8 protein-coding genes are annotated in these 12,800 nt (G+C 35.1%); all 8 read left to right on the forward strand.

Annotation, left to right across the window (positions count from 1 at the left end; translation table 11 throughout):
• Positions 1-73: 73 nt before the first annotated feature.
• The 8 genes from IRZ78_RS07845 to IRZ78_RS07880 all read left to right on the forward strand — a co-directional run bounded on the left by IRZ78_RS07845 (position 74) and on the right by IRZ78_RS07880 (position 12,797).
• Positions 74-3,235: a TonB-dependent receptor gene (locus IRZ78_RS07845; protein WP_194615996.1), complete on the forward strand. Its 3,162-nt coding sequence runs from the start codon at positions 74-76 to the stop codon at positions 3,233-3,235.
• Positions 3,236-3,250: 15 nt separating this feature from the next.
• The gene (locus IRZ78_RS07850) at positions 3,251-4,771 is read left to right on the forward strand and encodes a RagB/SusD family nutrient uptake outer membrane protein (protein WP_194615997.1); all 1,521 of its coding nucleotides are present in this window, start codon (positions 3,251-3,253) and stop codon (positions 4,769-4,771) included.
• An 11-nt stretch (positions 4,772-4,782) separates the two neighbouring features.
• Positions 4,783-5,673: a hypothetical protein gene (locus IRZ78_RS07855; RefSeq protein ID WP_194615998.1), complete on the forward strand. Its 891-nt coding sequence runs from the start codon at positions 4,783-4,785 to the stop codon at positions 5,671-5,673.
• A gap of 150 nt (positions 5,674-5,823) precedes the next feature.
• Positions 5,824-7,278, forward strand: coding sequence for a glycoside hydrolase family 30 protein (locus IRZ78_RS07860; protein ID WP_194615999.1), 1,455 nt, complete (start codon positions 5,824-5,826; stop codon positions 7,276-7,278).
• A gap of 88 nt (positions 7,279-7,366) precedes the next feature.
• Positions 7,367-8,833, forward strand: a complete 1,467-nt coding sequence (locus IRZ78_RS07865; RefSeq protein ID WP_194616000.1) for a glycoside hydrolase family 30 protein — start codon at positions 7,367-7,369, stop codon at positions 8,831-8,833.
• 22 nt (positions 8,834-8,855) lie between these two features.
• Positions 8,856-10,328 carry a glycoside hydrolase family 30 beta sandwich domain-containing protein gene (locus IRZ78_RS07870; RefSeq protein WP_194616001.1) on the forward strand — a complete coding sequence of 491 codons (1,473 nt, stop codon included), beginning with the start codon at positions 8,856-8,858 and terminating at the stop codon, positions 10,326-10,328.
• A 203-nt stretch (positions 10,329-10,531) separates the two neighbouring features.
• Entirely contained in the window at positions 10,532-11,371 is an 840-nt protein-coding gene (locus IRZ78_RS07875) for an endonuclease/exonuclease/phosphatase family protein (RefSeq protein ID WP_194616002.1), read from the forward strand.
• A gap of 1 nt (position 11,372) precedes the next feature.
• A complete protein-coding gene (locus IRZ78_RS07880; protein ID WP_194616003.1) occupies positions 11,373-12,797 on the forward strand; it encodes a glycoside hydrolase family 30 beta sandwich domain-containing protein in 1,425 nt (474 codons plus the stop codon).
• The last annotated feature ends 3 nt before the right edge of the window (positions 12,798-12,800 follow it).

The following is a 12,800-nucleotide window of genomic DNA, read 5'->3' on the forward strand; positions in this document are numbered from 1 at the left end:
AGTTGCGAGTAGTGAAAAATTAACATTATTATTGCATCAAATTACTAATTAATTAACCAAAATTTTTAGAAAAATGAAATTAACAAAATTACTTATTTTTTGTGTTTCGTCTTTGTTATTCTCGGTTATAGCTGCGGCCCAGGATGTCACAGTAAGTGGAATAATAAATGATGAAAGTGGAATGCCAGTTCCAGGCGCAACAATTCTATTAAAAGGTACTACAAAGTCTACTGCATCTGATTTTGATGGAAAATTCCAATTACAAGTTCCTTCAAACGGAGTTTTGACGGTTACTTTTATAGGTTATGCTACAGTTACTGAAGCTTTAAACGGAAGAACAAAACTGTCGATTCAATTAAAGCCGGAATCACAATCTTTAAATGAAGTGGTTGTTGTAGGATATGGTACTCAAAAGAAGACGGTTGTAACAGGAGCTATTTCTAAAGTAAGAGCTCAGGATATCGAAAATTTACCTATAACAAGAGTGGAGCAAACTTTGCAAGGAAGGGTTTCAGGGGTTACAGTTGCAGCAAGTTCAGGGCAACCTGGAGCTTCATCTACCATTCGTGTGCGTGGTATAACTACATTAGGAAACAACGATCCGTTATGGGTTATAGATGGTGTAGTAGTTGATGCGGGAGGAATAGGTTACTTGAACCAGTCTGATATTGCCTCTATGGAGGTATTAAAAGATGCGGCTTCTCAAGCTATTTATGGTGCAAGAGCAGCAGCTGGGGTAATTATCGTTACGACTAAAAAAGGAAAATCAGGTAAAATGAGTGTAAGCTATAATGGTTATACTGGTTTTTCTGGTCCGGCAAGAAAATTGGATCTTTTAAATGCTACTCAATACGCAACTTTAAGAAATGAAAAGTATGCAAACGGATATGTTAAAAAATCTCCAACAGATACTTTTCAATTACCTTTTGCAAACCCTAGTTCATATGGAACGGGAACAAATTGGCAATCAGAGATTTTTAATAACAGTGCAGCACGTATTGGACAAGAGTTAAGCTTATCAGGAGGAAATGATGTTTCTACTTTTTATGTTTCTTTCGGTCTTTTAGATCAGGAAGGTATTGTAACAACAGATATTTCTCACTACAACAGAAAAAACATTCGTTTAAACTCTACTCATAAAATAACTAAATGGATGACTTTTGGTCAGACTTTAGGTTTTTCCAGAGAGAAAACAGTAGGATTAGGAAATACAAACAGTGAATTTGGAGGACCATTAAGTTCTGCAATTAACTTAGATCCAATTACTCCTGCTATTGTAACAGATCCTAATATGGCTGGAAATGCGCCTTATTCTGTAGGTATTGATGGTAAAGGTAAAGGAATTTTAAGAGATGCTAACGGAAATCCTTATGGTGTTTCTACTATGGTGACTCAGGAAATGTCTAATCCTTTAGCTTATACACAAACAAGATTAGGAAATTACAACTGGGCAGACAACTTTGTTGGAAATGCTTATTTGGAAATTGAGCCAATAAAAGGATTAAAATTTAGAACTACTGTAGGAGGTAAATTAGCGTATTGGGGTTATGAAAACTTCACACCAGTTTCTTATTTGAACTCGACAAATATTACACAGGTTAATAACCTTTCAAGAAATACCAATCAAGGTTTCGGATGGAATATTGAGAATGTTGCTTCTTATACAAGAAGTATAGGTGATCATAACTTTAGTGTTTTAGTAGGTCAGGGTGCGTATGTAGACAATAGAAATAGTGGTACTACAATTACGTATACTAACTTACCAGTAGATAGTTATACAGATGCATCTTTTAACTTTGACCTTCCAAAAGATCAAATTAATGCTACCGCTAGTACAGGAAATGAGCATAGAGTAACTTCATTATTCTCAAGATTAACTTACGATTTCAAAGAAAAATACTTATTAACGGGTATTATTCGTAGAGACGGATCTTCAAGATTTGGTTCAAACAATAAATACGGAACATTCCCTTCGTTCTCGTTAGGTTGGGTTCCTTCAAAAGAAGCATTTTGGATTGAAAATAAAGTAGTAAACCAATTAAAATTCAGAGGAGGTTACGGTGTAACGGGTAATGATAATATTGGAGATTTCAAATATTTGGCAACTATTGGAGACGGTCGTAACTATACAATTGGTACATCTGGATCTGTAACTATTGGTAACAGCCCGAATGCACCTTCAAATCCAGATTTGAAATGGGAAGAAACAAGCCAAACTAACATTGGATTTGATGCTACAATTTTCTCTGATTTTAATGTATCTTTTGACTGGTACGTTAAGAAAACTAAAGGAATTCTACAGGAAATTGCATTGCCAGGTTATGTTGGTTCAGGAAACCCAACAGGAAACGTTGCTGACATGCAAAATAAAGGTATCGATTTAGAATTAGGATGGCGTAAAAAATTAGGGCAGGTAAATCTTGGTTTAAGTGGAAATGTATCTTACCTGAAAAATGAAGTAACGTTTTTAGGACGTGGAGTTGGTTTCCTTGCAACAGGAGAACAATTTAAAGCGATGACTTATGATATTACAAGAACACAAGTAGGACAACCTTACGGATCTTTTTACGGATTTCAAACAGCAGGTATTTTCCAAAACCAAGCTGAAATTAATGCGTATAGAAATGCTTCAGGAGGATTAATTCAACCAGATGCTAAACCGGGAGATTTCCGTTGGACAGATGTTAACGGTGATGGTCAGATTACTGCAGATGACAGAAAATTTCTGGGCAGCCCAATACCAAAATATACTTTTGGATTTACAGTTAATGTAGATTACAAAAATTTCGACTTAATGATCTTTACTCAGGGAGCTGCAGGAAACAAAATCTTCCAGGGGTTACGTAGGTTAGATATTGAAAACTCTAATTACCAAACTAAAGCTTTAGGTCGTTGGACAGGAGAAGGTACATCAAATACTTATCCAAGATTAACATCTGATGATACAAACAAAAACTTTAATAATCCATCTGATTTTTATCTTGAAAAAGGAGATTACGTAAGAATCAAAACAATTCAGCTTGGTTATTCATTGCCAATTAAAACGATCAGTCAAATTGGTTTAGACAAAACAAGAGTGTATTTAACTGGAGAGAACCTATTCACTTTTACTAAGTATACTGGGTATGATCCTGAAATTGGAGCAAATAGTGCATCAGGAAACGTTATGGGTATAGACAGAGGTATTTATCCTCAGGCTAGAACTGTAATGTTGGGAGTTAATTTACAATTTTAATAAAAAACAAGAATCATGAAACTAAAAAATATAAAATATTCACTTGTTGTTTGCGGAGCATTATTTACTGCCCTTTCATGCAGTGAGGATTTTTTAACTGTAGAGCCGAAAGGAACTTCACTAGAGGCTAATTATTACAAAAATGAAAGCCAGGCTTATGCAGGATTAGTGGCTGTCTATGATATAATTGGTAAGCAGTCTAAAGGATTTGAAAATATGATCTGTATGTTAAATGCAGGTTCAGATGATTTTAATGCAGCTGGTGGTGGTGCAACAGACGGTGCCGGAATACATGCATTTGCAGATTATTCACTTAGCCAGTCTACAATTCCGGGTAGTTTTTGGGGAGATTTTTATCAGGGAATTTTTAGAGCAAACGTATTGCTTCAAAAATTACCGGCAGTACCAATGGATGAAGCTAAAAAAGGAAGATTTGCTGCTGAAACCAAAGCATTACGCGCTTATTATTATTTTGAATTAGTGCGTACTTTCAGAAATATCCCATTGATATTAGAGCCAATTAAAACAGCGGATATATTTAATGTAGTTCAGGCGACTCCGGAAGCAATATACGCACAAATAGAAAAAGATTTAAAAGAAGCGATTCCGGGTTTACCTGTTAAAATTACAAATATGACAGAGGAAGCGGGTCGTTTATCTCAGGGAGCAGCAAAAGCATTGTTAGGAAAAGTCTATTTATACGAAGGAAAAAACGCATTATCAGCAGCAGAATTTGCTGATGTAAATGGTACTCCTGGAGGAACAAGTATGTATGGATATAAATTGGTAGAGAAATTCGCTGATTTATGGAAGGTAAGTAACAAATTTAACTCAGAAGCTATTATCGAAATTGTTCATACAGATAAAAGTAATGCCGATTGGGGCTTTTGGGGTGGAGGAAAAGATGAAGGAAACTCTGTTTGTATTATGGTAGGACCTAGAGGATATAACAGATCTACTAATTCAACTGCACCGGATTTTGTTTCAGGATGGAGTTTCAATACCGTAAGACAAAGTTTGTATGATGTTCTAAAAGGAGATCCTCGTTTTGATGCTACGATTCTTGACATGAAAGCATTGAAAGATGCTGGACAAGCAGATTGGGCTCCAAACTACGATGATACAGGATATTTCCTTAGAAAATTCATGCCTTTAAACTCAGATACTTCTACAGGTAGTGGAGCAACAGCTTTAAATTATAAGCAAGATGTTTATGCAATTCGTTTGGCAGATACTTATTTGATGGAAGCTGAAGCATTAGGAGGTACAGGAGCAAGAGCACAAGCGTTACTTGATGCTGTAAGAGCACGTGTAGGGTTAGGGTCAACTCCGGTTTCTTTAGATGCAATTGCATTAGAAAGAAGAAAAGAATTAGCAGGAGAAGGACACCGTTGGTTCGATTTAGTGAGAACAGGAAAAGCGGCTGCTGCATTGGCATCTAAAGGATTCCAGGCTGGCAAAAACGAAATTTGGCCAATTCCTTTCAAAGAATTAGAAAACACTAAAATTGTTCAAAACCCTAACTATAACAATTAAATAAAAATCATATGAGTTTAAATATAATTTTTAAAAAGAGTATATACCTAATGTTGGCTTTGGCAACATTAGGTACCATAATAGTAAGTTGTGAGCCTGATACAGCAGGTGCTGGCAACGGACTTGAAGATCCAAATGTTGATGCTTCATTTACAATTATTCCTGTAGTAGGAAAAGTAAATACATACTTACTGGAACCAGTTAAAAAGAATGTTCTGACTTCTTACTGGAAAGTAGGTAAAGTTGAATATTACGGGAAAATGGAATTGGAAATTTCTTTACCGGATAAAGGAACATATAAAATAGTGCATACGGCTGTAGGTCGTGGTGGAAAAACTAATGCTACTACTCAGGATCTTGTTGTTGCAGCAAATGATCCTGAAAAAGGAAATTTAGTAAAAGGAAGTAGTTTCTTAGACGCTGCTGACCAGGCACAATGGACAAATTTACACCTTAATACTAATGGATTGGCTTCATGGACATTTACACCTGGATTTGCAACGATAAATGCAAGTGGAACTACATGGAATCAAGAAGGAATCTATCAGGCAATTGATGTTGTAAAAGATAAAGAATACACAATAGATATGTTTGTAGCTGCAACAAGCGGATCTCCAGACTTTTGGTTTGAAGTATATGCTGGAAAAACAGTTCCAACTTCAGGAGTTGAATATGGAGACAACAAAGTTATGGGATTAAGTTCTGGAGATGGCTGTGGAAAAGCAGCATTTGAAGGAAAACTATCGCTTGTAGGATGTGTGAAAAATACTGCTGCAGGAAAAGTAAGTAATGTTGTGAAATTTTCAGAAACGGGTAAAGTCTATTTAGTAATCAGAAGTGGTGGTAACGGATTTACGCCAACAGGAATTAAAATTACTGAAGTAGAATTCAGAGGAAAATAAGTTTAAGTTAAGTTTAAGTTTGGTTGTAAATAGCCCATAATCAGTATGAGTATGGGCTATTTTTTAAGTCCGTAAGCTGGCGGAAACTTTTTTAGTGAAGACGAGTTCACAAAAAGTTTCAATTTAGAATTTAAAAAAAATTAGAAAAGAATGAAAAAAAATAGTTTAAAAGCGCTATGTTTTTTGTTTTCGTTAGCGGCCTTTGCCCAACAACCTAAAACAAAAAAAGAGTTTACAACCAATGGAAAAAAGATAACGGTTTATACCACAGCTGAAAATTCAAATTTAAGATTAACCTCTACAGATCATCTTACTTTTACAGCTGCTAAGCAACCTCTCGAAGTAGAAACAGCTGTTTTTGTGCAACCCGCAAAAAAGTTTCAGACTTTTCTAGGAATTGGAGGGGCTATTACAGATGCAAGTGCCGAAATATTTGCTAAACTTTCAAAAGAAAAACAAACAGAATTTTTAAACGCCTACTATGATAAACAAAAAGGTATAGGCTATTCATTGCTAAGAACCACGATACAAAGTTCTGATTTTAGCAGTGGAAGCTATTCTTATATCGAAGAAGGAGATAAAGAGTTAAAAACGTTTACTATTGATCACGATAGACAATTTCGCATTCCGTTGATTAAGCAAGCCATCCAGACAGCAGGTGGTAAATTAATGACCTATGCTGCACCATGGTCTCCAAATGCTTTTATGAAAAGCAACGGAAATGTTCTGAAAGGCGGAACACTACTACCGGAATATTATCAAACCTGGGCAAACTTTTATGCCAAATTTATAAAAGCTTATGAGAAAGAAGGAATTCCTATTTGGGGTACTTCTACTCAAAATGAACCAATGGCCGTTCAAACTTGGGAATCTTGTATTTACACAGCAGAAGCCGAAAGAGATTTTATTAAAAATTTCCTTGGTCCAACATTGAAAAAAGAAAAATTAGGCGATGTAAAAATTATCGCCTGGGATCATAATCGTGATTTAATGAATTACAGAGCCAATGTAATTTACTCTGATCCGGAAGCTTCAAAGTATGTTTGGGGAATGGGATTTCACTGGTATGAAAACTGGTCAGGAGGATCATCAATGTTTGAAAATGTTGCAAAAGTTAACGAAGCATATCCAGACAAAGGTTTAATGTTTACAGAAGGATGCGTTGAAAAATTTGATGCTGCAAAATATCAATTTTGGGGTAACGGAGAAAGATACGGAATCTCTATGATTAATGATTTTAATAACGGAACTGCCGGATGGACAGACTGGAACATTCTTCTGGATCAAAACGGAGGACCTAATCATGTTGGTAATTTTTGTTTCGCGCCAATTCATGCTGATACAAGAACAGGAGAATTAATTTATACTCCGTCATACTATTATATTGGGCATTTTTCAAAATTCATTCGCCTAAATGCAAAAAGAGTAAGTTCAGCAGTAAGCAGAAGCGCTTTATTAAGTACATCATTTTTGAATGCTGATGGTACAATGGCTACAATTGTCATGAACCAAACAGATAAAGCAATAGACTATAAGTTGATTATAGGAGCTGAACAGGCAGTAGTTAAAATTCCTGCACATGCAATACAAACGCTTGTGTATTAATGTTTTGTTAGTAGAAAGAGGGTTAATTTGAATCATCCAAATTAGCCCTCAATTTTTAATTTAAATTAAATCGTTTTTTGAAAATACTATGAAAATCATCAATAGAATTTTAATAGCTCCAATAGCAGTTCTACAATTAATTTGTTCTTCATCAAAGGTTGTTGGGCAAAATGCTCATACATCCTCAAAAAATAAAAAAATAGAGGTTTATACTACTGCAGAAAACACAAATTTGAGATTATCATTATCTAATAATTTAATTTCAAAACCAACTTTACAACAAACAAATTCAACAGTTTCTATACAATTAGATATTAATAAGACAGACCAGACTTTTCTGGGAATTGGTGGGGCTATAACAGATGCAAGTGCTGAAGTTTTTGCCAGACTATCACCAAAAAAACAACAAGAATTTCTTACTGCTTATTACAATAAGAATAAAGGAATAGGTTATTCCCTTGCAAGAACAAATATTCACAGTTGCGATTTTAGCAGCGACAGTTATACTTATGTCCAGGAAGGTGACAAAGATTTAAAAACCTTCAATATCGATCACGATAGAAAATACAGAATTCCACTCATTAAAAAAGCAATTGAAACAGCCGGCGGGAAATTAACTTTATTTGTTAGCCCATGGAGTCCCCCAGCTTTCATGAAAGACAATAATGATATTTTGCACGGCGGCGTTTTATTGCCTGAGTTTGCCCAATCGTGGGCAAATTATTATGCTAAATTTATAAAAGCTTACGAAAAAGAAGGAATTCCGGTTTGGGGATTAACGATCCAGAACGAGCCAATGGCCAAACAACGTTGGGAATCGTGCATCTATACTCCCGAAGCGGAAAGAGATTTCGTAAAAAACTTTCTGGGACCAACTTTAGAAAAAGAAGGACTTGGCGATAAAAAAGTGATCATTTGGGATCATAACCGCGGTGATATGCTAACTACAAGAGCCAATTTGGTTTTCTCTGATCCTGAAGTATCAAAATATGCCTGGGGAATTGGATTTCACTGGTACGAAACCTGGAACGGTGGTACTCCAAAATTTGAATCGGTAGGCGAGGTTCACAAAGCATTTCCGGATAAAAATTTAATTTTTACAGAAGGCTGTATAGAAAAATTCGATGCGACTAAATTTCAGTTCTGGGGAAATGCAGAACGATACGGACTTAATATGATCAACGATTTCAATAACGGAACCGTTGCCTGGACAGACTGGAACATTCTTTTAGACCAGAACGGGGGACCTAATCATGTGGGGAATTTTTGTTTTGCACCCATTCATGCCGATACTACAAAAGATGAGCTAATCTACACACCAATGTATTATTATATTGGACATCTTTCGAAATTTATTCGCCCGGGAGCAAAAAGAATTATTCAAACCATAAGCGATAAGAATTTAATAAGCACTTCCTTTAAAAACTCTGATGACAAAATAATTACAGTTGTCATGAACCAATCAGACAAGGAGATTGTTTATACCGTAATCAACCACGATTTGCAAAATACTATAACTATCCCGGCCCATGCTATGCAAACTATTGTATACTAATGGCTGACCTAAAAACTATAAAATGAAATTAAACTTTAAAAACACGATAAAAGTATTGTTCTTAGCACTCGCAGTATTTGCTCAGGCAAAATGCTCTTCGTCTAATGATGCCGTCGATCCCGTGGTGCCCCCCCCAGTAGTAAACCCTCCTGTTGTGGTAACCAACGATGTCGACTTTTGGTTGACAAAAGGAGACCAAAGTGCATTATTAGCAAAACAAACCGGAATTTTAGGATTTGGTACTGTGAGTAATTCATATGCAAATATTGAAGTAAATGCTGCTCAGAAATACCAAACCGTAGACGGTTTTGGATACACTTTAACCGGCGGAAGTGCTGATGTAATTTATAAATTAACAGCAGCCAAAAGAACTGCACTTTTGCAGGAATTGTTTGGTTCGGGAGAGAATTCTATTAGCGTAAGTTATATCAGAATCAGTATTGGAGCTTCTGATTTGAATGCATCACCTTTTACTTATGATGATCTTCCAACCGGAAGTACTGATTTAGATTTAGCGAAATTTAGTTTAGATAAAGATAAAACAGGAGTAATTGCTCTTTTAAAAGAAATTCTAGCCATTAATCCTAAGATTTTAATTTTAGCAACGCCCTGGTCAGCTCCACTTTGGATGAAAGACAAAGACAGTTTTATTGGAGGAAGATTACAAACTCAGTACTATGATGTGTACGCCAAATATTTTGTAAAATACATTCAGCAAATGAAAGCGGAAGGAATTGTTATTGATGCTGTAACACCTCAAAACGAGCCTCTTCATGGCGGAAATAATCCAAGTATGGAAATGTCGGCATTAGAGCAAACCAATTTCATTAAAAACAACTTAGGCCCTGCATTTAAAGCCGCCAATATTACGACAAAAATTATTTCATACGATCACAATTGTGATAAGCCAGAGTACCCAAAAGCAATTTTAGCAGATCCTGCAGCAAATCCTTTTGTTGATGGTTCAGCATTTCACTTATATGCCGGAGATATCAGTGCACTTTCAAATGTTTATAATGCATATCCGGATAAAAATATTTATTTCACAGAACAATGGACTTCTTCTACAGGAGAATTTGGAGGAGATTTAAAATGGCATCTTAAAAATGTAATAATAGGTTCAATGCGCAATTGGAGCAGGAATGCACTAGAGTGGAATTTGGCCAATAACGGATCTTTCGAACCTCACACAGCAGGCGGATGTAACACTTGCAAAGGAGCATTAACAGTAACGTCAAACGAAGCTTTTCAGCGTAATGTAGCCTATTATATTATAGCGCACGCTTCTAAATTTATTCCGGCCGGATCAGTACGAATTGCAAGTAATATAAGCGGGAATTTGCAAAATGTAGCTTTTATTACGCCATCAGGATCGAAAGTTTTAATTGTTGAAAATGACGGACAAGCGGCTGAAATATTTAATATTAAATTCAATGATAAATGGGTAACCACTTCTTTGCAAGCAGGATCTGTAGCTACTTATACCTGGAAATAATTTAAAATCTTTAAAGTTTATCTGGAAACAGAAAACCGGAATTAATTGTGTAAGAATTTTAAACTAAAAAAATATTTTAAGCAAACTAAGATGATATATTTAATATTAACTATTCTCACGTACATAATTAACATAACTTTTAAATAGGTTTTTTTCTTTAAGGCTATATAAACATTAGCTTTACCGATTAAAATTTTTTAAACATGAAAAAGATAAACAAAGTTATTTTAGTATTATTCCTACTTTTTGTAAGTGGATCATTTTATGGTCAAAATTTAAAAATCATGACCTATAATATTCGTTTAGATGTTGCTTCTGACGGAGAAAATGCATGGCCAAATCGAAAAGATTATTTTACTTCTCAAATACAGTTTTACAATCCGGATGTTTTTGGAGTGCAGGAAGCAACGCCAAATCAGGTAACTGATATCGCATTGGCTTTGCCCAATTATAACAAATTTGGAGTAGGAAGAGAAGAAGGAGGAACAGGCGAGGCGTGTACGATTTATTATAAAAAAGATCGCTTTAAAGTAGAGCAATCAAATACATTTTGGTTATCAGAAACTCCAAATGTAGTTTCAAGAGGCTGGGATGCAGCCTGTAACAGAGTTTGCACGTACGGACTTTTTAAAGATTTAAAAACTAAAAAAACATTTTGGGTTTTTAATCTTCATCTTGATCACATGGGCGAAGAAGCAAGGGTAAAAGGTGTACAGCTTGCTTTGAAAAAAATAAGCGAATTGAATACAAAGAAATATCCAGCCTTTTTAATGGGAGATTTCAATTCAGAACCTGATACAAAACAAATTGCAGAAATTAAAAAAGTAATGGATGATACCAAAGATGTTTCAAAAGAAAAACCTTTTGGGCCATCGGGAACGTTTAACGATTTCAAGCACAACGAACCTGTAACATTATTACTGGATTATATTTTTGTTTCAAAAAACAGTGGATTAAAAATTCAAAAACATGCAGTTTTAAGTGATTCTAAAGATTTAAAATATCCATCGGATCATTTACCTGTTTTAATAGAAATAGATTAAAATGAAAAACATCAACAAAAAACTTCAAATTTTACTTTTACTGCCACTTATTGCAGTTCAGATAAAATGCGGAACTTCAAAAAATGCAGCAGCCACTTCTAATAAAGCAGAATCGTGGATCACTACAACCGATGAGTCTTTAAAACTTCAAAAGCAAAATGATTTGGTTTTTAATACAGAAACGAATTCAAACCAGACTATTGAGGTAAATCCTTCTCAAAAATTTCAAACCATCGAAGGTTTTGGATTTTCTTTGACAGGAGGAAGCGCTCAGGCAATCCTGAAATTGGATAAAGCAAAAAAAGAAGCCCTGCTTCAGGAATTGTTTTCCAGAAAAAATGATGCCATTGGTTTAAGTTACCTTCGTATTAGTATTGGAGCTTCTGATTTGAATGAAAAAGTTTTTTCGTATGATGATTTACCAGAAGGTGAAACCGATTTAAAACTGGAAAAATTTGATTTAGGTCCTGATTTAAATGATGTTGTTCCTTTATTAAAAGAAATTTTAGCCATCAATCCAAACATAAAAATTATGGGTTCACCGTGGTCACCTCCAGTTTGGATGAAAGACAACGGAAGCTCAAAAGGCGGAAGTTTACAACCAAAATACTATCAGGTTTATGCTGAGTATTTTGTAAAATACATTCAGGCAATGAAATCGCACGGAATCGTTATTGATGCGATTACACCTCAAAATGAGCCATTGCATCCGGGAAACAATCCAAGTTTGTTAATGCTTGCTGAACAACAAGCAGATTTTATTGGCAATCATTTAGGTCCCGCTTTCGCGAAAGCTAAAATCAAAACCAAAATCGTGATTTATGATCATAATTGCAACAAACCCGAATATCCTTTGACGATTTTAAAAGATGCAAAAGCGAATCCTTTTGTAGCAGGTTCTGCTTTTCATTTATACGAAGGAGATATCAGCGCATTATCTGCGGTTCATGATGCATATCCAAACAAAGATTTGTATTTTACCGAACAATATACAGGATCAAAAAGCAGTTTCGAATCTGATCTAAAATGGAGTGTAAAAAATGTTGTAATTGGTTCTATGCGTAACTGGAGTGTAAATGCATTATCATGGGGATTAGCAAATGATGAGTATTACAAACCATTTACACCAGGCGGATGTTCGACTTGTAAAGGAGCATTAATGATCGATCAGGCTCAGAATATAAAAAGAGAAGTAGGGTATTATATTATAGGTCACGCATCAAAATTTGTTCCTGAAGGATCAGTAAGAATTGGAAGTAATATTAGCGGAAATTTAAACAATGTCGCTTTTAAAACGCCATCAGGACAAACGGTTTTAATTGTAGAAAACGACGGGACTACAACAGAAACATTTAATATAAAATACAATCAAAAACAATTTTCAACTACCTTAAACGCAGGTGCTGTGGCTACTTATGTTTGGTAATCA

Origin of the sequence: Flavobacterium sp. CSZ, assembly GCF_015350725.1 — a bacterium.
Taxonomy (GTDB): Bacteria; Bacteroidota; Bacteroidia; order Flavobacteriales; family Flavobacteriaceae; genus Flavobacterium.

Bases quoted from the DNA above. Each gene is read 5' to 3' on its own strand.
- IRZ78_RS07855 (WP_194615998.1), top strand. From the start codon at position 4,783: ATGAGTTTAAATATAATTTTTAAAAAGAGTATATACCTAATGTTGGCT.
- IRZ78_RS07870 (WP_194616001.1), top strand. From the start codon at position 8,856: ATGAAATTAAACTTTAAAAACACGATAAAAGTATTGTTCTTAGCACTC.
- IRZ78_RS07880 (WP_194616003.1), top strand. From the start codon at position 11,373: ATGAAAAACATCAACAAAAAACTTCAAATTTTACTTTTACTGCCACTT.
- IRZ78_RS07850 (WP_194615997.1), top strand. From the start codon at position 3,251: ATGAAACTAAAAAATATAAAATATTCACTTGTTGTTTGCGGAGCATTA.
- IRZ78_RS07845 (WP_194615996.1), top strand. From the start codon at position 74: ATGAAATTAACAAAATTACTTATTTTTTGTGTTTCGTCTTTGTTATTC.
- IRZ78_RS07875 (WP_194616002.1), top strand. From the start codon at position 10,532: ATGAAAAAGATAAACAAAGTTATTTTAGTATTATTCCTACTTTTTGTA.
- IRZ78_RS07865 (WP_194616000.1), top strand. From the start codon at position 7,367: ATGAAAATCATCAATAGAATTTTAATAGCTCCAATAGCAGTTCTACAA.
- IRZ78_RS07860 (WP_194615999.1), top strand. From the start codon at position 5,824: ATGAAAAAAAATAGTTTAAAAGCGCTATGTTTTTTGTTTTCGTTAGCG.